We start from the raw sequence: 25660 nt of genomic DNA, 5'->3' as shown, positions 1-25660 counted from the left end.
ACTTATAATCCAAATAACTTATTAAACAGTGAGCATGAGGGGAGGCCTTCATGTTTTATGTGGTAACCGCTTTCAATCTCTTGCCAAAAACTACCAATGCCGTCTGAATCAGATAAAAAGTTGTGAAAGGATTCAGAGAGGATAGAGCTCTCTGTTGTATCACTACTGTAAAAATCTTCGATACAATATTCCCCTTCTTTTAATATCTTGCGAAAGGAATTTTTTTTCTTTAAAAGAAAAAAAAGAGAATCAAGTGATTCGGGAATAGAGCTAGGTTTATAAAATAACACAAATGGGTATTTTCTGCCAATTTTATCAGAACTACCAGCAGCCATACCAGTATAAATAAGATCATCGGGTAATTTGATGCAAAATAGCCAAATTTGCAAAGGGGAATATGTTTTTCGAGTGAATGAAATTAATTTGTTTTGGCCGGAGCATCGGTTAAACCAGTTATCCCAAAAGAATCTATCATGAGTTTGAAGATTCTCGGAGAAAATAAAATCACGGGATTGATTCAGTTTGCCAAAAAAATAGACTTCATTTTGCTTAAACATAAGTAGTCATCACAAGAGAAGAGTTTTTAGATTCCCAAGTTGCTAATTAGATACAACTGCTAAGACTCGTACTCTAGCATAATTTGATGTGTTGATAAATATAAATTTAAACCACTTGAAATAATAACTAAAGAAATGTAAATAATCTTTAAAAATATGCGCTTACTATATGATATTATAGATAATAAAGTTTATCAAATACAGTTTTATTTATAGCTTATTGTTTGTTATAATTTTTGCAAAATAATGTGTTCAAAGTCCTCAGAAAGTGATTGAGGTTCCTTGTTTTGAGGTTTCTACTTGTAGATTAATTAGGATTTCGACGGAGTAATCGCATGTCCTCTTCCGGTAACACCATAGGTATTCTTGTTCCTCAGCCTTCTGCACCTGCCATGGTGTCTCAAGGTTCTGCCAATCCGCCTGAGCCGCTGACTAATGCAGCCGGGCCGGTAGATGTGATAGAGATGGTGGCCGATGTTGCCTCTAGTGCCCTTTCTTTGGTTGCTCCTGACTCTGCTGCAGCTAATGTGGCTGATGCTGTATCTGATGTGGTTTCGCTCGCTTCAATGGTCCCAGGTTTGCCTAGTGTTAGACTGCCTTCACGAAAGATGGTCAGTGGTTTTGGCGGGGGCAGCGGAGCAGGTTCTGATGGTGGGGTAGTTACTTCTGGTCATGGTCACTGTATTCCCTGTAAGGTTGCAGCAGCTATCGGTAATCCTGTCAATGCCGTACTCGGTATCAAAGTATTATTTGATGAAACAGAGACTGACTTTGCATTTGACTCCCCGCTTCCACTTGTTTGGCAGCGCAGCTACTATTCCGACCAAATAGGCAACGGCTGGCTGGGACAGGGTTGGTCGCTGCCGTTCTCCATGCGTCTTGTCCGCACTGCCGACGGTTTCCTCTATATTGATGAACAGGGCAGGGAAATTTCGTTGCCGGATATCAGCGACGAAGCGGACGAGCCTTATTCCGCAGCCGACGAAGATGAAGACGATTTATATGAAGAAGAGGCTGCCCCAAGACCTGCTTCCGCCGAAGAAGATCCCTACGGTCTGGATAACGCCTATTTTGATCCTTACGAACAAATCTTCTTTTCTCAGATTTCAGACGACCTCTACCAAATCGCCTCCCCCGACGGCGGCGCACGGCTACTGTTTGCCGAAGTCGATTCCGGCTGCGGCATTTTCCAACTGGTCGCACAACTCGACCGCAACGGCCGCCATATCCGCCTCTGCTACAACGACAACGGACTGCCGCACAGCATTTACGACGGCAGTGGCCGACACTTTCAGCCCGTATTCTCCTCCATCCGTCTGCACGACAACGATCCCGACTTCGACCCGGCCGGAGAACGGGACGTATTCGTTTCCGAAGACGAACGTTTCTACGTCAACCGCCTTACTTCCGTCACCTTCAACGGCAAGGAATTGGTGCGCTACGACTACGACGGCTGCGGCAATTTGACCGCCGTTTACGGACGAGACGGCAAAAAACTGCGCGGTTTCGCCTACCGAAACCACATCATGGTCGAACATAGCCAACCCGACGGACTGGTGTCCCGCTACGAATACGACCGTTACGACGCCGACGGCAAAGTGCTTAAAAGCAGCAACAACCTCGGTGAAGAATGGACGTTCGCCTACCGCAAAGACCATACCGTCGTTACCGACGCATTGGGACGGACGGAAGTGTACGGTTTCGACGAAAACCGCGAACTCGTCTACCGCATCGACGCCGACGGACAACGCAGCGACAGCGAACGCGACGACTATGGCCGCATTACCGTAGAACGCGACCCCCTCGGACACGAAACCCGCTATCTCTACGATACCGAAGGCAATGTCATCGCTATCACCGCCCCGGACGGCAGCAGCACTCAAATCGACTACCACGAAACCCTCAACCTGCCGATTGCCGTCAACGATCCCGCAGGCAGGATTACCGCCTACGATTACGACGGACGCGGCAACCTCATCAGCATCACCGATCCCGCCGGTTACACCACAAGCTACGGCTACAACGCCCGATGGCTGCCCGAAACCATTACCGACGCCTTAGGCAAAACCCGACGCCTACACTACGACACCCTCGACCAACTCGTCAGCTTCACCGACTGTACCGGCGAAACCACCCGCTTCGGTTACACCGAATACGGCGATCTCGAAACCGTTACCGATGCGCTGGGCCATACCACCCGCCACCACTACGACGCAGCGGGCAACCCCGTCCGTACCGACTACCCCGACGGCAGTCACGAAACCTTCGAATACGACCGCCTCAACCGTCTGACCGCCCACATCGACGGACTCGGTGCCAAAACCGCCTACGAACTCGCAGTGGACGGACTGCCGCTCAAACGCACCAACGCGCTGGGCCATACCTACGCCTACGCCTACGACAAAGCCCGCCGTCTGACCGTCCTCACCAACGAAAACGGCGAAACCTACCGTCTCGATTACGACCGAACCGACAACCTGATCCAAGAAACCGGCTGGGACGGCAAAATCACCGCCTACGGCTACGATGTCGCCGGACAACTGGTCCACCAGACCGAATACGGCCAAAGCAATCATGAAGGCCGTCTGAAAGACCGTCCCGAAACTTGGCACATCCATCATTTCAAACGCAACATCCTCGGCCAACTGATCGAAAAACAAAGCCGCAAAGTCTCCGGTCGCAACGGACAAAGCAAAGATGAAGGCATCAGCCGCACCCGTTTCGAATACGACCCGATTACCGGCAACCTGACCAAAGCCCGCAACCAGCACAGCAGCGTCGAACTCGCCTACGACGAACTCGACCGCCTCATCGGCGAAACCACCGTCCACAACGGCCAAAGCGCCACCGTAGGCTACCAATACGACCCGTTGGGCAACCGCATCCGCACCATCCTGCCCGACGGCCGCCCTATCGATTACCTTTACTACGGCAGCGGACACCTGCACCAAATCAGCCTCGACGGCGAAGTCATAACCGACATCGAACGCGACAAACTGCACCGCGAAATCCAAAGGACGCAGGGCAGCATCAGCAGCCTGTACGACTACGACCCCATGGGTCGTTTGAAAAGCCAGCGTACCGTCTGGAGCGGCACACCAACACTCCGCGGCAAACAAAACCCATTGGCCGGCGGCGCCGTCAACCGCCGCTACGCCTACGACAAAGCCGGCAACCTCATTCAAAGCGCCGACCAAAGAAGCGGCGTCCTTAATTACGTTTACGACAAAATCGGACGTATTCAGGAAGCCCGCAACAGCCAAAGCGGCCGCAGCGAAACCTTCGCCTTCGACCCCGCCCACAACATCCTTTCCGACAAAGCGGCCGAAGGAAAGGGCAACAATCTTGTCAGCGGCAACCGCCTCAAAGAATACAACGGCATCGAATACACCTACGACGCATTGGGCAACCTAATCTACCGCCAGCTGCCCAACGGCGAAAACCAATATTACCAATACGATCTCGAAAACCAACTCGTCCGCGCCGAAATCAAAAAGCCCGCCGGCAATACCGAGATTTGGACATACGCCTACGACCCGTTCGGACGACGTCTTTCTAAAGAACGCCAAGACAAACTTGCCTGGACCAGTACCGACCCGAAACGCACCCACTTCGTCTGGGACGGAACGCGATTACTTCAGGAGTACACCTACAAAGGCAGCTACACCTATATCTACACCGACCAAGACAGCTACGAACCGCTGGCGCAAATCTTTGACAACGCCAAAGACAGCAAACAATACCTCGCCTATTTCCACAATGATCAAATCAGCATACCGAGGGAAATGACTGACATCCACGGCAATCTCTTATGGTACGGCGAATACACCGCCTGGGGCCGTCTGAAAAAGGACGAGCGGGTTTACAAGAATGCGCACCAGCCGTTCAGATTGCAAAACCAATACTTCGATGAAGAGACCGGACTGCATTACAACCTGATGCGGTATTACGAGCCTGAGGCCGGGCGGTTTGTGAATCAGGATCCGATTGGGCTGTTGGGTGGGGATAATCTGTATGCTTTTGCGCCAAGTACACAGGCTTGGGTTGATCCTTTAGGGCTAGCTAATTTATTTGATATAGGTACCTATGGGAGTCTTAATAGTAGTACTCATGTTGGAGATGGCTTACAAGCCCATGAGTTAATTAGGCATGAAGCATTAGTTCAAAATGGTTATACAACTAAAAATAATCGATTAAGCCAGAATCCAGCTATTGCTTTAGATTTGGATCATCATACAAGAGGGCCAGCAAAAGATACTAGAGGGATTGGTGGCACTCATTACCATGAAGCAGAGATTAGGCGTTCTCATTATGGTTTGGGTAGAAATCAAATGCATACTGATTTACATCGAGAGATTGATATTGCTCAAGGAGGATTGAGAAAAACGGGAACTCCTAAAGCTCAAAGAAAACGATTAAGAAAAGAAGCTAAAAAATTTCTTAGAAAATTGAAAAAAACAGGTAAGAAATGTCCTTAAATTTTTAGGAGAATTTAAATGAAAAAAAATGGATACGTTAATTTTAACTTTTTAGATAGTAAGTCCAATATAAATGATATATTAGTTGGGCTAGATTTAGACTATTCAAATAAAGTGATAGCGCCAGATGGTCATGAGTTAGCATTGATCGCTTTCATACCGATTGAGAATTTATTAACTATTGCACCTCAATTTAAAACAGATTTTCAGGGGAAGGAATATAAAGATAAAGCAATTTACGTTTTTTCTTATTATGATAAAGAAGATTATTTTCTTGACTACATTACTGAAATTGACGATGCTATTCAAGGATACACGAAAGTTATCGTCGGAGATAAAAGTCAGTTCAAGTTTAACCTAGATGAATTTTATCCAATTAATCCTATTGAGAATTTAGATGAAATGAGTTTTTTAGGAGGACAACCTGAATATTTACAACAAGAAGGTGATGATTTTCTAGAAAAATATATTTTCATAGGTCAAATCTTAGGAATGGATCTACCTAAAGAAGTAAATGAAATTTTTTATTTAACTGAGAACATAGGATATATTTTTATAAATCGAGATCTATCGGGTGGATTATTCTTCGTACAAACGACTTAAACAAATATTTAATCATATAGTAAGTCATCTTCCACATGAAACGTTAAATTCTAGCAAGCCGTAGCTCGGACAAAGCCTTCAGTCCTGACGTAGAGTGTATGTTGCATGCACGCAGTTTCTGTTTTTCAGACGACCTCACTATCTTCTTTGAGGTCGTCTGAACCATTTGTTCTTTAACAATCTCATTGGCAGTTAACATAGAGGTTGTCTGAAAACTAACTTTCAGACAACCTTCATCTTATTTTGTCAAAATTCTGCGCACGAAAGGGTTTTCATATCATACTGCTGCCTTTGAAATAGAATAAAAGGCGTATATAAAATCATGTGGGAGAATGATTTCAGATACTAAACGGCAGGGATTAATTTCTAGGAAACAGGCAGCAAGACTGCGTAGAATTATTGGTAAATGTTCCTATTTTATTAATGTAAATATATTAGAAAGGGTTAATATGACCTACTTGATTAAGCCATATGAATCAATTGGTGATTTTGTATTTGGTACTTCTCTTGAGGACGTACAAGAAAAATATGGAAAACCAGCAAGAATGGTTGAAGATAATATTATGAATAATAAGGTGGAATATAGGAATGCTTGTGAGTTAGTTTATGAAAACGATAAATTGGTTTATGGATATTGCTTAAAAGATTCTAATCCCATATTAGGAGATATTGATATATTTAAAAATTCAATCGAAGACCTTAAAGCCATCGATTCAGAATTTATCGAAGGAAAAAAATATATTCTTTTTAAGAATCTCGGGATTTGTATAGGAGGTATGACAGGGAAAAAAATTCCTGAAGGCAAGTTATTAATTGCATTTGATAAAAATCACTTTGATTTTTTTGAATGTTTTATCAAGGTGTAATCGAACTGTAGCAAATGAAACTTCCAATTCCGATGTAGGGTAAGCCGCAGCCTACACAAAACCTTCAGCCCTGACGTAGGGGGTGTGCAGTACGCACGCACGCGGTTTCTGTTTTTCAGACGGCCTCAATACTTTCTTTGAGGTCGTCTGAAGCATTTGCTCTTTAACAATCTCATTAGCAGTTAACCACGACACCCTCGACCAGCTCGTCTGCTTTACCGACTGTACCGGCGAAACCACCCGTTTTGGTTACACCGAATACGGCGATCTCGAAACCGTTACCGATGCGCTGGGCCATACCACCCGCCACCACTACGACGCAGCGGGCAACCCCGTCCGTACCGACTATCCCGACGGCAGTCACGAAACCTTCGAATACGACCGCCTCAACCGGCTGACCGCCCACATCGACGGACTTGGTGCCAAAACCGCTTACGAGCTCGCAGTGGACGGACTGCCGCTCAAACGCACCAACGCGTTGGGCCATACCTTCGCCTACGCCTACGACAAAGCCCGCCGTCTGACCGTCCTCACCAACGAAAACGGCGAAACCTACCGTCTCGATTACGACCAAACCGACAACCTGATCCAAGAAACCGGCTGGGACGGCAAAATCACCGCCTACGGCTATGATGCCGCCGGACAACTGGTCCAACAGACCGAATACGGTCAAAGCACCGATAAAGGTCGTCTGAAAGAGCGTCCCGAGACTTGGCACATCCACCGGTTCAAACGCAACATCCTCGGCCAACTGATCGAAAAACAAAGCCGCAAAGTCTCCGGCCGCAACGGACAAAGCAAAGACGAAGGCATCAGCCGCACCCGTTTCGAATACGACCCCATTACCGGCAACCTGACCAAAGCCCGCAACCACTACAGCATCGTCGAACTCGCCTACGACGAACTCGACCGCCTCATCGGCGAAACCACCGTCCACAACGGACAAAGCGCCACCGTAGGCTATCGATACGACCCGTTGGGCAACCGCATCCGTACCATCCTGCCCGACGGCCGCCATATCGATTACCTGTACTACGGTAGCGGACACCTGCACCAAATCAGCCTCGACGGCGAAGTCGTCAGCGACATCGAACGCGACAAACTGCACCGCGAAATCCAAAGGACGCAGGGCAGCATCAGCAGCCTGTACGACTACGACCCCATGGGTCGTCTAAAAAGCCAGCGTACCATCCAGAACGGCACACAAACGCTTCACGGCAAACAAAACCCGTTGGCCGGCGGCGCCGTCAACCGCCGCTACGCCTATGACAAAGCCGGCAACCTGATTCAAAGTGCCGACCAAAGAAGTGGCGTCCTTAATTACGTTTACGACAAAATCGGACGGATTCAAGAAGCCCGCAACAGCCAAACCGGCCGCAGCGAAACATTCGCCTTCGACCCCGCCCACAACATCCTTTCCGACAAAATAGCCGAAGGGAAGGGCAAAGGCAGTAACATTAGCAGCGGAAACCGCCTAGAATCATACAACGGCATCGAATACACCTACGACGCCTTGGGCAACCTGATCTACCGCCAGTTGCCCGACGGCGAAAACCAATATTACCAATACGATTTAGAAAATCAACTTGTCCGCGCCGAAATCAAAAAGCCCGTCGGCAACACCGAAATCTGGACATACGCCTACGACCCGTTCGGCAGAAGGCTCTCCAAAGAACGCCAAGACAAACTTGCCTGGACAAGTACCGACCCAAAACGCACCCACTTCGTCTGGGACGGCAGCCGCCTGTTGCAGGAATACACCTATAAAGGCAGCTACACCTATCTCTACACCGACCAAGACAGCTACGAACCGCTGGCGCAAGTCTTTGACAACGCCAAAGACGGCAAACAATACCTCGCCTATTTCCACAACGACCAAGTCGGCATCCCGCGCGAGATGACCGACATCCACGGCAATCTTTTGTGGTACGGCGAATACACCGCCTGGGGTCGTCTGAAAAAGGATGAGCGGGTTTACAAGAACGCGCATCAGCCGTTCAGATTGCAGAACCAGTATTATGATGAAGAGACCGGGTTGCATTACAACCTGATGAGGTATTACGAGCCTGAGGCGGGGAGGTTTGTGAATCAGGACCCGATTGGGTTGTTGGGTGGGGAGAATCTGTATCAGTTTGCTCCGAATGCGCAGGAATGGCTTGATGTTTGGGGACTGTGCCCGGCCAACAAAAATAAACCAAATAAACCTAAACCGCTGTTAAAGAATTTATTCAAACGTTGGAAAAGAGGCGAGCGTATTGATAAACCATTACCTAACGGTGATATGCCATCTTGGGATGTTGTTAGGTCAAGATACTGGAAAAATAGGTATTTAGCCTCGAAAGGTACAGGAGAATTTTCTCCTGCAAATATGAGTAGAATGAAAAGAGGACGTGCTCCTTTAGATGCAAATGGAAATCCCATGGAGTTGCATCATCATGTGCCACAACGCTTAGGTCATGCAGATAGGCATAGTCCTTTTAATTTGAGAGAAGTAACTAGAGAACAACATGCAGCGCTTGACCCTTATAGGAATCTAGGAAATTAGCTATGAAAGCAATAGAAATTTTAAAGAATTTTGTGGAAGAAAAATTATCAACTGAAGAATTGGAAATGGCGTTGTCTTCCAATCAAGAATTAATTTCCCTGTTGGAAAATACTAAAGCTAAACCTTATATGAATAGTAATTCCACTTATGAATATTTAATTAGTCAGGATTTGACATCTCTTGATGCAAAGTTAAACTTGATGGATATTTTCAGGGAAATTTTAGATTACAAACATATACCGTACTCTTCAAATTCAACGACAGAAAAAAAATTCGATTTGATTTTGGAGGCTATTCCTAACTGGATACCAGCTGATATGGGTTATTTAAATTTCTTGTATGATAAGTACAAACCTAAGACGGTGACCACTTTTAAAAAGATTATTAAGGAACATTTTATTTGCATGGATAAACATCCCAAATGGTTACAGGAGCCTGGTTGGCCTATCATTGATAATATTCCCGCAATGTTTCTAGGGCAGTTAGATATATCGAAGTTGAAGCATGATACTACTTATTTGTACATTTTTTGGGATAAAAAAACAGACAGATATATAGAATTAATACAGTCTCTATAAATGAGCAAGCTGTAGCCAATGAAACCTACAATTCCGATGTAGAGTGCGAACGGAACGCACGCACGCGGTTTCTGTTTTTCAGACGACTTCAATACTTTCTTTGAGGTCGTCTGAACCATTTGTTCTTTAACAATCTCATTAGAGGAAGTTATTATGGAAATTACTTTGGATAACTGGAATGGATCTCATTGTAAGGAAGAGGTTTATCATATTAATTCCTCGGAAAGACTTTTAGAAATTTTAGAAAAATTAGATGCTAAGCAACATACTCTTGTAAATTTAGTTTTATCAGAAGAAAACTATTTAATGATTGGTGGAGGGGGAGGGAAATATGTTGTAACAGGTGAAGAAAATGGCATCATTTTTAATTTAATAAACCCTAACGAAGGAAGTACCTTAAAAATAGAATTAAATACGGGAGGGCAAATTGGCTTATTTGAGTCTAAATATATTTTATCTAAAGAAATAGCATTCAAATGTGCTGTAAAATGTTTGACTATGGGATGTATTCCACAAAACGATTTAGATTTATCCTGGGAAAAATATTAAAGCAAACCCAGTAAGTTGGTTGAGTCAAGACAAAACCAAACCATAGGGTAGTTTGAAACATAACTTTCAGATGACCTTCGTTTGTTTCCTTACGGATAAGCAAGCCATAGCCCGGACAAAACCTTAAGTCCTGACGTGGAGTGTGTGCGGTACGCACGCACGCGGTTTCTGTTTTTCAGACGACCTCACTATCTTCTTTGAGGTCGTCTGAAACATTTGTTCTTTAACAATCTCATTAGTAGTTAACATAGAGGTCGTCTGAAAACCGACTTTCAGACGACCTCTGCCAAATTGCCTCGCCCGACGGCGGTGCAAGGCTGCTGTTTGCCGAAGTCGATTCCGGCTACGGCGATTTGACCGCCGTTTACGGACGTGACGGCAAAAAACTGCGCGGTTTCGCCTATCGCAACCACATCATGGTCGAACACAACCAGCCCGACGGACTGGTGTCCCGCTACGAATACGACCGTTACGACACCGACGGCAAAGTGCTCAAGAGCAGCAACAACCTCGGTGAAGAATGGACGTTCGCCTACCGCAAAGACCATACCGTCGTTACCGACGCATTGGGACGGACGGAAGTGTACGGTTTCGACGAAAACCGCGAACTCGTCTACCGCATCGACGCCGACGGACAACGCAGCGACAGCGAACGCGACGACTATGGCCGCATTACCGTAGAACGCGACCCCCTCGGACGCGAAACCCGCTATCTCTACGATACCGAAGGCAATGTCATCGCCATCACCGCCCCGGACGGCAGCAGCACTCAAATCGACTACCACGAAACCCTCAACCTGCCGATTACCGTCAACGATCCTGCAGGCAGGATTACCGCCTACGATTACGACAAGCGCGGCAACCTCATCAGCATCACCGACCCCGCCGGTTACACCACAAGCTACGGCTACAACGCCCAATGGCTGCCCGAAACCATTACCGACGCCTTAGGTAAAACCCGACGCCTACACTACGACACCCTCGACCAACTCGTCTGCTTTACCGACTGTACCGGCGAAACCACCCGTTTCGGTTACACCGAATACGGCGATCTCGAAACCGTTACCGATGCGCTGGGCCATACCACCCGCCACCACTACGACGCAGCAGGCAACCCCGTCCGTACCGACTATCCCGACGGCAGTCACGAAACCTTCGAATACGACCGCCTCAACCGGCTGACCGCCCACATCGACGGACTTGGTGCCAAAACCGCTTACGAGCTCGCAGTGGACGGACTGCCGCTCAAACGCACCAACGCGTTGGGTCATACCTACGCCTATGACAAAGCCGGCAACCTGATTCAAAGTGCCGACCAAAGAAGCGGCGTACTCAATTACATCTACGACAAAATCGGACGGATTCAGGTCATAAATACTGCAATCAAATATTTGTCATAATCTACTAAAAGCATTTATTATTACATATCTAATAATCATAATTTAAGGGAAAATGTTCATGGCGTGGCGGTTTGTGTTGCCTGCTTGGGTGGTGGGTGTAGTGCTTTCGTTTGCGTTGCCGTTTGTGCCGCCATGGTGGGCTTGGTTGTCTGTAATCATTGGCGCGCTTGCGTTGTGTCGAAAATTTGCTGTGGCTTGGTTGGTGCTGGCTGTTTGCGTGGGTATGGCGTTTGGAGTGTGGCCGACCGGGCTGGTGTTGGCCGGTCAATGGCCTGCAGGGGAGGTGGCGGCTAAAGTTTTGACGGTTGAAGTGGCGGATATGCCGCGTGATGATGGTCGGCGCGTGCAGTTTGCGGCAAGGGCTTGGGATGAACAGGGGCAGGCTTTTGATTTGATGTTGTCGGATTATCAGCGGCGCGATTGGGCGGTGGGCAGCAGGTGGTCTGTATCGGCGCGGGTAAGGCCGGTGATCGGTGAAGTGAATGTGCGCGGTTTGAACCGTGAAATATGGGCTTTGGCCAATGGTATCGATGGCATGGGTACTTTGGGGCGCGACAGGAAACTCGTGCGGCAAGGTGGCGGTTTCGGTTTGGCTAATATGCGTGATGCGGTAAGCCGGAGTTGGCAGAGAACAGGGGACAAATATCCTGAGTTTTCAGACGGCATAGGGCTGATGCGTGCTTTGAGTATTGGCGAGCAATCGGCGTTGAGGCCGCCTTTGTGGCAGGCATTCCGCCCTTTGGGGCTGACACACTTGGTCAGTATTTCGGGCCTGCATGTGACGATGGTGGCGGTATTGTTTGCCTGGCTGATTAAGCGAATTTTCCGTTATTTGCCGTGGATTCCGGCAAAACCGCGTGTGTGGATATTGGCAGGCGGTGTTGCCGGTGCTTTGTTTTATGCGCTTTTGGCCGGTTTTTCCGTACCGACGCAACGCAGTGTGTTGATGTTGGCTGCGTTTGCGTGGGCATGGTGGCGCGGCAGTGGCGGCTCGGGCTGGACGGCGTGGTGGCAGGCTTTGGCCGTTGTTTTGTTGTTGGATCCGTTGGCTGTATTGGGCGTGGGAACTTGGTTGTCTTTCGGTTTGGTTGCTGCTTTGATTTGGGCTTCATCAGGCCGTCTGAAAGAGTCGGGCTGGCGGTTGGCTGTACGGGGACAATGGGCAGCGACTGTATTGTCGGTGGTATTGCTGGGCTATTTGTTTGCTTCGTTACCTTTGCTCAGTCCGTTGGTTAATGCGCTGGCTATTCCTTGGTTTTCTTGGGTGTTGACGCCGTTGGCTTTGCTGGGTTCGGTTTTTCCGTTTGAACTTGTCCAGTTGGTAGCGGCATTTTTGGCGGAATATACTTTACGCGGTTTGCTATGGCTGGCTATGGTATCGCCTGAATTTGCCGTCGCAGCGGCGCCCGTGCCTTTGCTTGTGTTGGCGATGATGGCGGCTTTACTGTTATTGCTGCCTAAAGGAATGGGCTTAAAACCTTGGGCATGTCTGGTTTTATTGGGCTTTGTGTTTTACCGTCCTGCCAAGCTGGAGGAGGGGGTGGCAAGAGTTACGGTGATGGATGCAGGACAAGGTTTGTCGGTGTTGATACAAACGCGTAACCGCAATCTTTTGTTTGATACGGGAACGGAGCAAGTGGCGCAAACAGGTATAGTGCCGAGTTTGAACGCGATGGGTGTGCGCCGTTTGGACAGCCTGATTTTGTCGCACCATGATATTGACCATGACGGCGGTTTTCAAAGTGTGGCGGCTGTCGGTACCGATAAATTGCTTGCCGGACAACCTGAATTTTATCCGAATGCAGAGTTTTGCCAAGAAGACAAATGGCAATGGGACGGCGTAGATTTCGAGTTGCTCAGGCCGTCTGAAAATGCAGGCAAGGAAGATAACGACCAAAGCTGCGTATTGCGTGTCGTGGCAAACGGAAAAGCCTTGTTAATAACCGGCGATTTGGGCGTGAAAGGCGAGGCCGGTTTGATTGAGAAATACGGCAATGCGCTGTATAGCCAAGTGTTGGTGTTGGGACATCACGGCAGCAGCACGGCTTCGTCAGGCAGCTTTTTGCATACGGTTTCGCCACAATATGCCGTGGCATCTAGCGGCTATGCCAATGCCTACAAACATCCGACCGTTGCCGTACAAAATCGTGTCCGCGCGCATGGTATTACTTTATTGAGAACGGATTTGTCTGGCGCGTTGGTGTTTGCTTTGGGACAGGACGATATATTTCAAGGCCGTCTGAAAAAGGATAAGTTTTATTGGCAGAAGAAACCGTTTGAGTAAAAAGGCTAAAAGGCCGTCTGAAAGACTTTTCAGACAGCCTTAATATTTTTTATTGACGGGCATTATCCAAATTTTGTGTGAATCCAATTGTGGATAGTTTATTTTACTCATTGATAATAAAGGATAAAATAAATTTGATTAAATAATAGGCAAATAGAAAAGAGGAAAATAATTACAAAGTTATTAGTAATAATCGGTATGATGTTCTGTATATCAAGCAGAGCCTAAAGCAGCACAGAGTTCGCACGTTTCTATAATGAAGATGCTGCGCAACTGACAGCCGCCAATATTATCGGCTGATGGTTGTTTTAAAGTTTAAGGCCGTCTGAACCTGATATTTCATGTTCAGACGGCCTTAAACTTATATAATATCCGACCCAACTGTTTAAAAAGGCTATCGCCATGAACACCATACGCACCAAAATTTGTGGTATTACCCGACCTGAAGACGCGCTGGCCGCGGCCGAATTGGGCGCGGATGCCATCGGGCTGGTGTTTTATGCCAAGAGTAAACGGGCAGTGAGTATTGAGCAGGCGCAGGCGGTTGTGAAAAACCTGCCGCCGTTTGTATCGGTGGTGGCCTTGTTTGTGAATGAAAACGAGCAAACCATCCGCGAGATTTTGCGTCAGGTGCCGATAGATGTGATTCAGTTTCACGGCGATGAAGACGATGATTTTTGCCGTCGGTTTGACCGCCCGTATTTGAAGGCCGTGCGCGTACAGTCCGCTGCCGATATTCAGACGGCCTGTGCCAAATTTCCGAATGCACGCGCCTTGCTGTTTGATGCCTATCATCCGACTGAATACGGCGGTACGGGACAAAGTTTCGACTGGACCATGTTGCATGGCAATATCGGCAAACCGTGGATACTTGCCGGCGGATTGACTGCGGAAAACGTTGCCGAAGCGGTAAAAATCAGCGGCGCTGCGGCGGTAGATGTGTCCGGTGGCGTGGAAATCTCCGGCGGGGTTAAGAGCAGGGAGAAAATGGCGGCGTTTATTCAAGCAGTAAAGGCCGTCTGAAATTTTGTTTGAATTCAAAGAAACCGGAATACATATATGCAAGAGCCAATCGTTGAATCCCACCCCTTCGCAGCCTTGTTGCCGCCGCAGGCAACGATCATGATGATGGGGACGTTTCCGCCTAAAGAAGAAAAACACGCGATGCAGTTTCATTATCCGAATTTCCAAAACGATATGTGGCGCGTGTATGGGCTGGTGTTTTTTGGCGATGTGGCGCATTTTCAAAGGCAGGGCGAAAAGGCGTTTGATGCCGATAAAATCAAAGCGTTTTTAAGTGAGAAGGGCATTGCATCCTGTCCGACCGTGTTGAAGGCCATACGCGAACATGGCAATGCTTCGGATAAGTTTTTAAAAGTAATAGAAACTGTCGATTTGGCGGCAGTATTGGCGCAAATGCCCGAGTGCCGCCATCTTTGTACCACCGGCGGCAAGGCAACCGAAGTTTTGTTGGAGATTCAAGGCAACGGTATGAAAATGCCGAAGATCGGCGAAACAGTGCCGTTCCCCTATGCTGGACGTGAGTTGACCCTGACGCGCCTGCCTTCGACTTCGCGTGCCTATCCTTTGAGTTTGGCGAAAAAAGCAGCGGCGTATCGGGCTTTTTTTGAAATGGCTGGATTGACTGTTTTTCAGGAGTAGAGCGATGGACCGTTATGAAATCTCTTTAATGACGTTTATGGCTTTGTGGTGGCTTTTTAATGTCGTCTCAGTGTGGCTGAAGGCCAAACAATGGCATATCAAGGTATTGTTGGGCGGAACGCTTTTGTATGTGATACAAATATCTGCAGTCGTTATGTCTGTTAACGGCCTTAATTGGATATTTTTGAACGTAAGCACTATAAATACCAATGAGTTGATTATTGCTTTGCTTGTGCTTAACTTTTTGGGTTGTTGGTTGCTGGCACTGTGGCTGGGGATGTTGGCATTAAAAATATGCCTGAGAAACAAAAACGAAGAAAAATATATCGCGCCGCCGTTGGGTACGGCATTGATTGCAACATCGAGCTGTACGCTGTTGTTCCTATTTTGTCTGCTGATATTATTATTCAATTAGTTGCCGACAAGATGAATGGAAAACGGCTATAATTGCTGACAATTTTACTTTCATACGGCCTTGTACTGAATCAGGCCGTCTGAAACCATAAAACGAATAAGGAAAAATCCCATGAAAAATTATTACGCTCCCGACGAGAACGGCTTTTTCGGCGAACACGGCGGCCTGTACGTTTCCGAAACCCTGATTCCTGCTTTGCAAGAATTGGCAGAAGCCTATAAAGCAGCGAAAGAAGATCCTTCATTTTGGGAAGAGTTCCGCCATGATTTGAAACACTATGTCGGCCGTCCCAGCCCTGTTTACCATGCCGCGCGATTATCCGAGCATTTGGGCGGCGCACAAATCTGGCTGAAGCGTGAAGATTTGAACCACACCGGCGCGCACAAAGTCAACAACACCATCGGTCAGGCATTGCTTGCCCGCCGCATGGGCAAAAAACGCGTGATTGCCGAAACCGGCGCGGGTCAGCACGGTGTGGCTTCTGCCACCGTCGCCGCACGTTTCGGCATGACTTGCGACGTGTACATGGGGGCGGACGATATCCAACGTCAAATGCCCAACGTGTTCCGTATGAAGCTGCTTGGCGCGAATGTCGTCAGCGTCGACAGCGGCAGCCGTACTTTGAAGGACGCGATGAACGAAGCCATGCGCGAATGGGTGGCGCGCGTGGACGATACGTTCTACATCATCGGTACTGCCGCAGGTCCTACGCCGTATCCGGAAATGGTACGCGATTTCCAATGCGTGATCGGCAATGAAGCCAAAGAACAAATGTTGGAAGCCATCGGCCGCCAACCTGATGTTGCCGTTGCCTGCGTGGGCGGCGGCTCGAACGCCATCGGTTTGTTCCATCCCTATATCGAAGAAGAAAACGTACGTTTGGTCGGCGTAGAAGCAGGCGGTTTGGGCGTGGATACCCCCGACCACGCCGCACCGATTACCAGCAAAGCCCCTATCGGCGTATTGCACGGTTTCCGCAGCTATTTGATGCAGGACGAAAACGGTCAAGTTTTGGGTACGCATTCCGTTTCCGCAGGCTTGGACTACCCAGGCATCGGCCCGGAACACAGCCATTTGAACGACATCAACCGCGTGGAATACACTGTTGCCAAAGACGACGAAGCACTCGAAGCCTTTGATTTGCTTTGCCGTTTTGAGGGTATTATTCCTGCGCTGGAATCCAGCCATGCCGTTGCTTGGGCGGTGAAAAACGCGCCGAAAATGAGCAAAGACCAAGTGATTTTGGTCAACCTCTCCGGTCGTGGCGATAAAGACATTAATACCGTGGCGAAACTCAAAGGCATTGAGTTGTAAGTCTTATTGATTGAGCAGCAAAGGCCGTCTGAAAAAGCTGGATTTCAGTCTTTCAGACGGCCTTTGTTTCCATAATGATCAGCGTAGTATTTTATCCGCGTAAACTCTATCAAGTCTCGGCGGTTAAGGAAATTTATCCTTTCAAACTGCGCTTGTACGCTTTCTAAACTGATTATTCAAGTTATCCATCACCATGAAACATTTAGCAATCCATCTAAAACTATTGGGCATGGCGGCGTTTTGGGGCGCATCTTGGCCGATGGGGCGGATGCTGGGACAGGCGCTGCCGCCTTTAACGGGCGGTATGCTACGCTTTTTGACGGCGGCAATCTTGCTTTTGGGCTGGCTGTTTGCACGGTATCGGTTGCGTACTTTGGCGGTTTTGTCGCGCAAACAATGGCTTGGGTTGGCACTGGCGGCGGCATTCGGCGTATTTGGTTTTACTGTGTTGTCTATGCTGGGTTTGCAGCGGCTTCCTGCTTCAAGGGCGACGGTGTTGGTCACGTTCAATCCTGTATTGACGATGTTTTTTGCGGCTTTGCTATTTGGCGAGAAGCTCAACGGCAAGATTGTGTCGGGTATGTTGTTGGCAGTGGCAGGCTCGGTATGGGCGGTCACGCATGGCGAGATTGCGGCATTTTTGTCGGGCGGCGGCATAGGGTGGGGCGAAGTGCTGGTGTTTTGCAGCCTTTGCTGCTTGGTTACTTATACGATGATGGGCAGGGCGGTGTTGCAGGGGATTGATGCGCTGACGGTCACCGTGGCTACTGCTTGGCTGGGTGCAATGATGTTGTTGCCGCCTGCGTTGATTTCAGACGGCCTGCCGTTTGGCATGCTTGCCGAAATGGACGGCAGGGGCTGGTTTGCTTTAATTGGCCTGTCTGTCGGCGCAACGGTCTTGAGCTATGCGTGGTATTTTGAAGGCGTGAAGACTTTGGGCGCAGGCAGCGCGGCGGCGTACATCACTTTGGTGCCGGTATTCGGTATTTTGTGTTCCGCTTGGTTTTTGGGCGAGGCATTGCATGTTTCTTTGGTTGCTGGCTGTTTGGCAGCGGTGGGCGGATTGGTGTTGATGCAGTACGGAAGACGTGCCGTCTGAAATAGAAAATATGTTATATAATAATGAAACTGATCAAACCATTGTTTTCAACATGTCTGAACATTCCCCCCTGCTCGATTTCGACCGCACCCACCTGCTCCATCCCTATACGTCCATGACCGACCCGTTGCCTGTTTATCCGGTGCGCCGTGCGGAGGGCGTGCACATCGAATTGGCGGATGGTACGCGGCTGATTGATGGGATGTCGTCTTGGTGGTGTGCGATACACGGCTACAATCATCCTGTTTTGAATCAGGCGGTTGAGGCGCAGATTAAGCAAATGTCGCATGTGATGTTTGGCGGTTTGACGCATGAGCCTGCGGTAGAGCTGGGCAAGTTGTTGGTCGGGATTTTGCCGCAGGGGTTGGACCGTATTTTTTATGCGGATTCAGGTTCGGTTTCGGTGGAAGTCGCGCTGAAGATGGCGGTGCAATACCAGCAGGCGCGGGGTTTGACCGCGAAGCAGAATATTGCGACGGTGCGGCGCGGTTATCACGGCGATACTTGGAACGCGATGTCCGTCTGCGATCCGGAAACGGGGATGCACCATATTTTCGGCAGCGCGTTGCCGCAGCGTTATTTTGTCGATAATCCGAAAAGCCGTTTCGATGATGAATGGGACGAGGCGGATTTGCAGCCTGTCCGCGCCTTGTTTGAAGCGCATCATGCGGATATCGCCGCCTTTATTTTAGAGCCGGTCGTGCAGGGCGCGGGCGGCATGTATTTCTATCATCCGCAGTATCTTCGCGGATTGCGCGATTTGTGCGACAAATTTGATATCGTGTTGATTTTTGATGAAATCGCTACCGGATTCGGACGCACGGGCAAGATGTTTGCCTGCGAACACGCGAATGTCGTGCCGGATATTATGTGTATCGGCAAGGGCTTGAGCGGCGGCTATATGACGTTGGCGACGGCGATCACTTCGCAAAAAGTCACCGAAACGATTTCGCGCGGCGAAGCGGGCGTATTTATGCACGGGCCGACATTTATGGCGAACCCGCTGGCGTGTGCCGTTGCCTGCGCCTCGGTCAAGCTGCTTTTGTCTCAAGACTGGCAGGCAAATATCCGCCGCATCGAAAGCATCTTAAAAGGCCGTCTGAAAGCTGCATGGGACATTCGCGGCGTGAAGGACGTACGCGTTTTGGGTGCCATCGGGGTGATCGAGTTGGAAAAAGGCGTGGATATGGCGCGTTTTCAAGCGGATTGCGTGGCGCAAGGAATTTGGGTGCGCCCCTTCGGCAGGCTGGTGTATCTCATGCCGCCTTACATTATTCCAGACGACCTCTTGACCGAACTTGCCGACAAAACCGTACAAATCTTGAAGGAACACAGCAAATGAAAGGCGTTTACTTCGTTAGTGGCATAGACACGGACATCGGCAAAACCGTCGTCACCGGCGTGTTGGCAAAACAATTGTTGCAGCAGGGTAAAAGCGTGATTACGCAAAAGCCCGTGCAAACCGGTTGCCAAGACATTGCCGAAGACATCGTCGTCCACCGCAAAATCATGGGCATACCCATGCAGGAAGCCGACAAACAAGGGCTGACCATGCCCGAAATCTTCAGCTATCCAGCCTCGCCCCATCTCGCCGCCCGTCTTGACGGCAGGGCTTTGGATTTGGATAAAATCCGTACCACCACTCAAGAGTTGGCGACGCAATACGAAATCGTTTTGGTCGAAGGCGCGGGCGGATTGATGGTTCCGCTGACGGAAGATTTGTTGACCATTGATTATATTCAGCAACAGGCTTATCCCGTCATCCTCGTTACCAGCGGACGGCTCGGTAGCATCAACCACACCCTGCTCAGCTTCTCCGCGCTCAAACAATACGGCATCCAATTGCATAGTCTGATTTTCAACCATATTCACGACAGTAAAGATGAAACCGTTGCCGGCGATACCTTGGAATATCTTAAAGGCCGTCTGAAAGATGAGTTTCCCGAAGCCAAATGGCAGGAGTTGGCCAAAACAGAGGTGTCAGATGGAGCTTGATATACCGCGTGGCACGCTTTGTTCACATGCCGAAGCTTCAAGTCTTTTGTCGTCTGATGCTGAACATCTGCTGACCGTTTCTTCGTTAACTGCCGCTCTGCGCGCTTCCGGCAAGGAGTTTTCAGTCGAGCCGGTGTATTTGGGTTTGACGAAGGGTGCGGAAAACGGAGACGAAATCTTTGTACGCGATGTTTTGCTCAAACTGGACGGCGAAACAGTGATACAAGCCAGAAGCGCGTGCCGACCGGACAGCCGTCTATGGACAGAATTATTGGATTGCGGAACGCAGCCTTTGGGCGAGCGCCTGTTTGACGGTACATTGCCGTTGAAACGTTCGGATTTTGAGTTTCTTCGTTTTGAAGATTCCGACCATCCATCTTTCAGACGGCCTGTTACCGCGCGCCGTTCCTATTTTGATTGGAACGGCGAAACATTGGAATTAACAGAATATTTCTTATTGAAATTAATAGATTTATACCGCTAAGGCTGTCTGAAAATAAAACCAATTACCGATGTTTGTCATAATTCTGTTATAATACAATAAATTAAATTGTTAAGATCTGTTTAATTTTAGACGGCAATAAATTATAATAAGAGCTAAGGCTCTAAAAAACCTTTCCTTCCGAATCGATATATAAACAACGACACATTACATCAATGAACATAAGGCGATTTTTCCTACAAATTCTACCGCGTTACGCTGTCGGACGGATGGTGATATACGCCAAGCTGATGCGCGTCGACAAACCCATTGGTACACTGCTTTTGCTGTGGCCGACTTATTGGGCATTGTGGATTGCGTCTAAAGGCGTTCCCAACGCGGATATTTTTATTGCCTTTACCGCAGGCACATTTCTAATGCGCAGCGCAGGTTGCGTCGTGAATGACTTTGCCGACCGCAATTTTGACGGTGCAGTAGAGCGCACCAAAAACCGCCCGTTTGCCAAAGGTTTGGTTTCTAAAACCGAAGCGCTGCTTTTGACCGTCATGCTGTGTCTGATGGCGGCTTTATGCTTGGTGCCGCTCAACCGTTTTACTTGGCTGATGAGCCTTCCGGCCTTATTTTTGGCCATCACATATCCTTTCACCAAACGCTTTTTTCCATTGCCGCAGTTTTATTTGGGGCTGGCATTTTCGTTCGGTATTCCCATGGCCTTTGCCGCCGTGCAAGGCCGAGTGCCTCCCGAAGCATGGCTGATGTTTACCGCTAATGCCTTATGGACGCTGGCTTACGACACGATTTATGCCATGGCGGACAAAGAAGATGATTTGAAAATCGGTATTAAAACTTCGGCAATCACATTTGGTCATCACGATATTACCGCCTCTATGCTTTGCCATTTTTGGTTTACCGTATTGATGGTGGTGCTGGGTATTAAAATCGGCGCAACTTGGCCTTATTGGCTGGTATTGCCGATAACCGTTTATTGGCAGTATCAGCAGTATGCCGCTATCCGTACGCGCGACCGCCAGTTGTGCTTCCAAACATTTTTGGCCAACAACCGCATCGGCTTGGCGTGGTTTTGCGGATTGGTCTGCCATTATTTCTGGTTGTTTTTGGTTTCCAAATTGTTTTAAAAAACTAGGTTGAGGCCGTCTGAAAAGAAGGGAAAAGGGGTATGCCGGACATACCCCTTTTTATTTAAACCATGATTTAGCCAATGATGGAATTTTTACTTTAAATTAATTATAATCAAATGGTTGGATTATTTCCAGTTCGTTAAAAAATATCAAAAACAACATGGAAAATGTTAGCAGGGCGAGTGTAAATTACGCCTTCAGGATTGAGATTTGCACCGACAATCGGTACAATCCCATTGTTTTGCGACATTTAAAAGAGATACACATGAGCCTGATCGGCGAAATTTTACCTTTGTCCCATATCGTTTTGGATTTGGAAGTCAGCAGCAAAAAGCGTCTGTTTGAAGAGGCTGCACAGCTGCTGGAGAATGAAGCAGAATTACCGAATACCAACGTGTTCGACTGCCTGTTTGCCCGTGAAAAACTTGGTTCGACCGGTTTGGGGCAGGGGGTGGCGATTCCTCACGGCCGTCACGCATGCGTGAAAAAAGCCACCGGTGCGTTTATCCGTACCAAAGAGCCGGTCGCCTTTGATGCGCCCGACGGCAAACCCGTTTCCCTGATTTTTATCCTGCTTGTGCCTGAAAACGCTACCGGCGAACATTTGGAAGTCTTGTCCAAACTGGCCGGCAGATTCTCTCAAAAAGCCATCCGTGAAGCATTGATGGCCGCGACTTCTGCCGAAGAAGTACGCACACTCCTGACCGAAGAGTAATTCATGCCCAGCATATCTGTCCGCCGCCTGTTTTCCGACAATCAGCACAAACTCGAACTTGCTTGGGCTGCCGGCAATTCCGGCGCGGACAACCGTATCGGTGTCGAAGCCGATAAACCCGTCTTGGCCTTGGTCGGCCATTTAAACTTTATCCATCCCAACCAAATTCAAGTTGTCGGCGTAGCCGAAGCCGAATATTTACGCCGTCTGGAATCGGGCGAACTCAACTATGATTTCGGCGAGCTTTTCGACATTCCCATGTCTTTGGTCATCGTCGCCAACGGTTTGCCGGTTTCGCCCAAATTACGCGATTATTGCCATACCAACAGTATCCCCTTGCTGACTTCCAAACAGGAAAGCCCGCACCTGATGGACGTTTTGCGGATTTATCTGCAACGGACATTGGCAACTTCCACCATCAAGCATGGCGTATTTTTGGATGTATTTGAAGTGGGCGTACTCATTACTGGACAATCCGGCTTGGGTAAGAGCGAATTGGCATTGGAGCTGATTTCGCGCGGCCACAGCCTGATTGCCGATGATGCAGTCGAACTTTTCCGTACCGGTCCAGAAATGCTGGAAGGCCGTTGCCCGCCTATGCTGCGTGATTTCCTCGAAGTACGCGGCTTGGGCATACTCAATATCCGCCATATTTTTGGCGAAACCTCCATCCGTCCGAAAAAAATCCTCCAGCTGATTATTAATTTGGTTCCGGCCGACGACGGATACATGAAACAACTCGATCGATTGAGCATCCGTACCGAAACAGAGTCTATCCTCAACGTCAGCATCCGTTCCGTTACCCTGCCTGTTGCAATCGGTCGAAACTTAGCAGTATTGGTTGAAGCTGCAGTGCGCAATTACATCCTTCAATTGCGCGGTAAAGACAGCACCAAAGAATTCCTCGAACGCCATCAAACACAACTCAAAGAAAACGAACAAAACCATGAAAATCGTCCTGATTAGCGGCTTATCCGGCTCAGGAAAATCCGTAGCCCTCAAACAACTCGAAGATTCAGGCTTTTATTGCGTTGATAATCTGCCTTTGGAAATGTTGCCTTCGCTGGTGTTGTACCATATTGAACGCGGCGAAGAAACCCAGCTTGGTGTCAGCGTTGATATCCGTTCCGGTATCAATATTCAGGAAGCGCAAGAGCAAATCCAATATTTGCGTCATGAAGGGCATCAAGTCGAAGTCCTCTTTATTGAAGCGGAAGAGGGTGTGTTGGTTCGCCGCTTCTCAGAAACCCGCCGCGGACACCCTTTGTCCGGCCATAATCTGACTTTGTTGGAAAGCCTGCAAAAAGAACGCGAATGGCTCTTCCCGCTTAGAGACATCGCATATTGCATCGATACGTCCAAAATGAACGCACAGCAGCTGCGTTATGCTGTGCAACAATGGCTCAATATTGAACGTGTCGGTTTGCTGGTCATTCTTGAATCCTTTGGTTTCAAATACGGCGTCCCCAACAATGCCGACTTTATGTTTGATATGCGCAGCCTACCCAATCCGTATTACGATCCGGAATTACGCCCCTTTACCGGCATGGATAAGCCTATTCAAGATTATTTGGGTCAGCAGCCGTTGGCTCAAGAAATGGTTGATGACATCGACCATTTTATTAGCCGCTGGTTACCGCGCCTGCAGCAAGAGAGCCGTAGTTATGTGACGATTGCCATCGGTTGTACCGGCGGTCAGCACCGCTCCGTTTATGTTGTGGAAAAACTGGCCGAACGCCTCAAAGGCCGTTACGAACTCCTTGTCCGCCATCGTCAGGCACAAAGCTTGGCAGGACGCTAACTTGCCGTTTCAGACGGCCTCAAAGGAAGAAACCATGAAAAAAATCAGTCTGACCGCATTATCCCTGCTTATCTTGACCGCCTGTGCAACAGAACCTGTCACTGCTTACCGTTGGCACCGCACCGGCGCGAGCGAAGCTGAAGTTTCCCGCCAAATCAATACCTGCAAATCGCAAGTTCAAAATGGAAATACATCCAAGACGTTTGAGCAATGTATGGATGAAGCAGGTTATTACAGCTACGAGCATGGCAACCTCTAAATCCCGATTGACCGATTATCCAAATGCCGAGGCCGTCTGAAAAAATAATTGTTCAGACGGCCTCAGATACGAATAGAAAGAATAAAAAGACATGGCTATCCAATGGTTTCCCGGCCACATGAATAAGGCAAAAAAAGCCATTGCCGAACGCATTAAAAGCGTTGATATGGTGATTGAGATGTTGGACGCGCGTATGCCTGCTTCCAGCGAAAACCCCTTGCTTGCCCAGTTGTCCAAAGGCAAGCCAAAACTCAAAATCTTAAACAAGCAAGACCTTGCCGATCCCGAGCGTACCAGAGTTTGGCTCGAACACTACAACAGCCGCCAAGATACCCGCGCCATTGCGCTTGATTCTTCCGAAACTGGCGCGCATAGCAAAATTACCCAAGCCTGCCGCGCCATGATTCCGCATCGCCAAGGTATCGAGAAGCCGCTGCGTGTCCTGATTTGCGGTATCCCCAACGTCGGCAAATCCACCTTGATTAACGGCATGATCGGCAAAAAATCTGCCAAAACCGGTAATGAACCCGGTATTACCAAAGCCGAACAGCGCCTTTTCCTTGCAGACGATTTCTGGCTTTACGATACCCCGGGTATGTTGTGGCCAAAAATTATCGTCGAAGAAGGCGGCTATAACCTTGCGGCCGGCGGTGCAGTCGGACGCAACGCGCTGGATGAAGAAGAAGTGGCACTTGAGCTTTTGGATTACCTCCGCCGCCATTATCTGGCTCTGTTGCAAGAGCGCTATCAAGCCGACAAAGATCCAAGCAGCCATTGGGACGATACTTCTTGGCTGGAGTGGATTGCCAAAAAACGCGGTGCGGTTTTGAGTGGCGGACGGGTCAACTACCAAAAGGCCGCTGAAAATATCCTGACTGATTTCCGCGAAGGCAAAATCGGCAGAATCACGCTGGAAACGCCAAACCAATGGGAGGCTTGGCTGAAAAAAGCCAGACAGA

24 protein-coding genes are annotated in these 25660 nt (G+C 48.6%); 22 read left to right on the top strand and 2 right to left on the bottom strand.

Annotated elements, in window-relative coordinates:
• Positions 1-2: 2 nt before the first annotated feature.
• Positions 3-557, bottom strand: coding sequence for a TagF domain-containing protein (locus tag ACTHUE_RS00590; RefSeq protein WP_049337065.1), 555 nt, complete (start codon positions 555-557; stop codon positions 3-5).
• A 335-nt stretch (positions 558-892) separates the two neighbouring features.
• Between ACTHUE_RS00590 and ACTHUE_RS00585 the strand changes: the two genes are divergently transcribed.
• The 3 genes from ACTHUE_RS00585 to ACTHUE_RS00575 all read left to right on the top strand — a co-directional run bounded on the left by ACTHUE_RS00585 (position 893) and on the right by ACTHUE_RS00575 (position 6504).
• A complete protein-coding gene (locus ACTHUE_RS00585; RefSeq protein ID WP_440361191.1) occupies positions 893-5035 on the top strand; it encodes a DUF6531 domain-containing protein in 4143 nt (1380 codons plus the stop codon).
• A gap of 18 nt (positions 5036-5053) precedes the next feature.
• On the top strand, positions 5054-5638 hold the full coding sequence (locus ACTHUE_RS00580; protein WP_004521126.1) for a hypothetical protein: 585 nt from the start codon (positions 5054-5056) through the stop codon (positions 5636-5638).
• 449 nt (positions 5639-6087) lie between these two features.
• Positions 6088-6504 carry a CTP synthase gene (locus ACTHUE_RS00575; RefSeq protein WP_440361190.1) on the top strand — a complete coding sequence of 139 codons (417 nt, stop codon included), beginning with the start codon at positions 6088-6090 and terminating at the stop codon, positions 6502-6504.
• Between the two features lie 175 nt (positions 6505-6679).
• On the opposite strand, the gene ACTHUE_RS00570 is transcribed toward ACTHUE_RS00575, so the two are convergent.
• A complete protein-coding gene (locus tag ACTHUE_RS00570) occupies positions 6680-6802 on the bottom strand; it encodes a hypothetical protein (RefSeq protein WP_432760552.1) in 123 nt (40 codons plus the stop codon).
• Positions 6803-6949: 147 nt separating this feature from the next.
• On the opposite strand from ACTHUE_RS00570, the gene ACTHUE_RS00565 reads away from it, so the two are divergent.
• From ACTHUE_RS00565 to ylqF, 19 genes are all read left to right on the top strand, one after another.
• Complete coding sequence (locus ACTHUE_RS00565; protein ID WP_440361188.1) at positions 6950-9049, top strand: RHS repeat-associated core domain-containing protein; 2100 nt, start codon at positions 6950-6952, stop codon at positions 9047-9049.
• A gap of 2 nt (positions 9050-9051) precedes the next feature.
• On the top strand, positions 9052-9627 hold the full coding sequence (locus tag ACTHUE_RS00560; protein ID WP_049344845.1) for a hypothetical protein: 576 nt from the start codon (positions 9052-9054) through the stop codon (positions 9625-9627).
• A gap of 153 nt (positions 9628-9780) precedes the next feature.
• Positions 9781-10176: a hypothetical protein gene (locus ACTHUE_RS00555; protein WP_049344844.1), complete on the top strand. Its 396-nt coding sequence runs from the start codon at positions 9781-9783 to the stop codon at positions 10174-10176.
• A 353-nt stretch (positions 10177-10529) separates the two neighbouring features.
• A complete protein-coding gene (locus ACTHUE_RS00550) occupies positions 10530-11576 on the top strand; it encodes an RHS repeat protein (protein WP_440361187.1) in 1047 nt (348 codons plus the stop codon).
• 58 nt (positions 11577-11634) lie between these two features.
• Complete coding sequence (locus ACTHUE_RS00545; RefSeq protein WP_049336435.1) at positions 11635-13860, top strand: DNA internalization-related competence protein ComEC/Rec2; 2226 nt, start codon at positions 11635-11637, stop codon at positions 13858-13860.
• 402 nt (positions 13861-14262) lie between these two features.
• Positions 14263-14883: a phosphoribosylanthranilate isomerase gene (locus ACTHUE_RS00540; RefSeq protein WP_004520055.1), complete on the top strand. Its 621-nt coding sequence runs from the start codon at positions 14263-14265 to the stop codon at positions 14881-14883.
• Positions 14884-14919: 36 nt separating this feature from the next.
• Complete coding sequence (locus ACTHUE_RS00535) at positions 14920-15522, top strand: hypothetical protein (RefSeq protein WP_004520056.1); 603 nt, start codon at positions 14920-14922, stop codon at positions 15520-15522.
• Positions 15523-15526: 4 nt separating this feature from the next.
• Positions 15527-15937, top strand: a complete 411-nt coding sequence (locus ACTHUE_RS00530) for a hypothetical protein (protein ID WP_004520057.1) — start codon at positions 15527-15529, stop codon at positions 15935-15937.
• A gap of 111 nt (positions 15938-16048) precedes the next feature.
• Positions 16049-17251, top strand: coding sequence for a tryptophan synthase subunit beta (trpB, locus tag ACTHUE_RS00525; protein ID WP_004520058.1), 1203 nt, complete (start codon positions 16049-16051; stop codon positions 17249-17251).
• Between the two features lie 193 nt (positions 17252-17444).
• Positions 17445-18350, top strand: a complete 906-nt coding sequence (locus ACTHUE_RS00520; RefSeq protein WP_004520059.1) for a DMT family transporter — start codon at positions 17445-17447, stop codon at positions 18348-18350.
• Between the two features lie 52 nt (positions 18351-18402).
• Entirely contained in the window at positions 18403-19692 is a 1290-nt protein-coding gene (gene bioA, locus ACTHUE_RS00515) for an adenosylmethionine--8-amino-7-oxononanoate transaminase (RefSeq protein ID WP_070588287.1), read from the top strand.
• Complete coding sequence (gene bioD / locus ACTHUE_RS00510) at positions 19689-20345, top strand: dethiobiotin synthase (protein ID WP_004520062.1); 657 nt, start codon at positions 19689-19691, stop codon at positions 20343-20345. The genes bioA and bioD overlap by 4 nt, the downstream gene beginning before the upstream one ends.
• A complete protein-coding gene (locus ACTHUE_RS00505; protein WP_004520063.1) occupies positions 20335-20829 on the top strand; it encodes a chorismate--pyruvate lyase family protein in 495 nt (164 codons plus the stop codon). Before bioD ends, ACTHUE_RS00505 begins: the two co-directional genes overlap by 11 nt.
• Before the next feature lie 173 nt (positions 20830-21002).
• Positions 21003-21923: a 4-hydroxybenzoate octaprenyltransferase gene (ubiA, locus tag ACTHUE_RS00500; RefSeq protein ID WP_049336445.1), complete on the top strand. Its 921-nt coding sequence runs from the start codon at positions 21003-21005 to the stop codon at positions 21921-21923.
• 268 nt (positions 21924-22191) lie between these two features.
• The gene (ptsN, locus tag ACTHUE_RS00495) at positions 22192-22641 is read left to right on the top strand and encodes a PTS IIA-like nitrogen regulatory protein PtsN (protein ID WP_039862228.1); all 450 of its coding nucleotides are present in this window, start codon (positions 22192-22194) and stop codon (positions 22639-22641) included.
• Positions 22642-22644: 3 nt separating this feature from the next.
• A complete protein-coding gene (gene hprK / locus ACTHUE_RS00490) occupies positions 22645-23607 on the top strand; it encodes an HPr(Ser) kinase/phosphatase (protein ID WP_004520066.1) in 963 nt (320 codons plus the stop codon).
• Positions 23588-24442 (top strand): RNase adapter RapZ, encoded by an 855-nt coding sequence (gene rapZ, locus ACTHUE_RS00485; protein ID WP_004520067.1) that lies wholly within the window; start codon positions 23588-23590, stop codon positions 24440-24442. Before hprK ends, rapZ begins: the two co-directional genes overlap by 20 nt.
• 34 nt (positions 24443-24476) lie before the next feature.
• Complete coding sequence (locus tag ACTHUE_RS00480; RefSeq protein ID WP_039862229.1) at positions 24477-24701, top strand: protocatechuate 3,4-dioxygenase; 225 nt, start codon at positions 24477-24479, stop codon at positions 24699-24701.
• Positions 24702-24792: 91 nt separating this feature from the next.
• Positions 24793-25660 (top strand): ribosome biogenesis GTPase YlqF (gene ylqF, locus ACTHUE_RS00475; RefSeq protein ID WP_440422987.1); only part of this gene is annotated, 868 nt, incomplete at its 3' end.

This window comes from Neisseria sp. P0021.S005 (assembly GCF_051956955.1).
Note: the sequence above shows the minus strand (reverse complement) of the source record. Positions and strands in the feature narration are given on the sequence as shown.

Excerpts from the sequence above, each read along its gene's own strand:
- ACTHUE_RS00540 (WP_004520055.1), top strand. The coding sequence starts at position 14,263 with ATGAACACCATACGCACCAAAATTTGTGGTATTACCCGACCTGAAGAC.
- ACTHUE_RS00520 (WP_004520059.1), top strand. The coding sequence starts at position 17,445 with ATGAAACATTTAGCAATCCATCTAAAACTATTGGGCATGGCGGCGTTT.
- ptsN (WP_039862228.1), top strand. The coding sequence starts at position 22,192 with ATGAGCCTGATCGGCGAAATTTTACCTTTGTCCCATATCGTTTTGGAT.
- ACTHUE_RS00535 (WP_004520056.1), top strand. The coding sequence starts at position 14,920 with ATGCAAGAGCCAATCGTTGAATCCCACCCCTTCGCAGCCTTGTTGCCG.
- ubiA (WP_049336445.1), top strand. The coding sequence starts at position 21,003 with ATGAACATAAGGCGATTTTTCCTACAAATTCTACCGCGTTACGCTGTC.
- ACTHUE_RS00545 (WP_049336435.1), top strand. The coding sequence starts at position 11,635 with ATGGCGTGGCGGTTTGTGTTGCCTGCTTGGGTGGTGGGTGTAGTGCTT.
- ACTHUE_RS00555 (WP_049344844.1), top strand. The coding sequence starts at position 9,781 with ATGGAAATTACTTTGGATAACTGGAATGGATCTCATTGTAAGGAAGAG.
- ACTHUE_RS00530 (WP_004520057.1), top strand. The coding sequence starts at position 15,527 with ATGGACCGTTATGAAATCTCTTTAATGACGTTTATGGCTTTGTGGTGG.
- ACTHUE_RS00585 (WP_440361191.1), top strand. The coding sequence starts at position 893 with ATGTCCTCTTCCGGTAACACCATAGGTATTCTTGTTCCTCAGCCTTCT.
- rapZ (WP_004520067.1), top strand. The coding sequence starts at position 23,588 with ATGAAAATCGTCCTGATTAGCGGCTTATCCGGCTCAGGAAAATCCGTA.
- bioA (WP_070588287.1), top strand. The coding sequence starts at position 18,403 with ATGTCTGAACATTCCCCCCTGCTCGATTTCGACCGCACCCACCTGCTC.
- ACTHUE_RS00560 (WP_049344845.1), top strand. The coding sequence starts at position 9,052 with ATGAAAGCAATAGAAATTTTAAAGAATTTTGTGGAAGAAAAATTATCA.
- ACTHUE_RS00590 (WP_049337065.1), bottom strand. The coding sequence starts at position 557 with ATGTTTAAGCAAAATGAAGTCTATTTTTTTGGCAAACTGAATCAATCC.
- ACTHUE_RS00480 (WP_039862229.1), top strand. The coding sequence starts at position 24,477 with ATGAAAAAAATCAGTCTGACCGCATTATCCCTGCTTATCTTGACCGCC.
- ACTHUE_RS00575 (WP_440361190.1), top strand. The coding sequence starts at position 6,088 with ATGACCTACTTGATTAAGCCATATGAATCAATTGGTGATTTTGTATTT.
- bioD (WP_004520062.1), top strand. The coding sequence starts at position 19,689 with ATGAAAGGCGTTTACTTCGTTAGTGGCATAGACACGGACATCGGCAAA.
- trpB (WP_004520058.1), top strand. The coding sequence starts at position 16,049 with ATGAAAAATTATTACGCTCCCGACGAGAACGGCTTTTTCGGCGAACAC.
- ACTHUE_RS00580 (WP_004521126.1), top strand. The coding sequence starts at position 5,054 with ATGAAAAAAAATGGATACGTTAATTTTAACTTTTTAGATAGTAAGTCC.
- hprK (WP_004520066.1), top strand. The coding sequence starts at position 22,645 with ATGCCCAGCATATCTGTCCGCCGCCTGTTTTCCGACAATCAGCACAAA.
- ACTHUE_RS00505 (WP_004520063.1), top strand. The coding sequence starts at position 20,335 with ATGGAGCTTGATATACCGCGTGGCACGCTTTGTTCACATGCCGAAGCT.
- ACTHUE_RS00570 (WP_432760552.1), bottom strand. The coding sequence starts at position 6,802 with ATGGCCCAGCGCATCGGTAACGGTTTCGAGATCGCCGTATTCGGTGTA.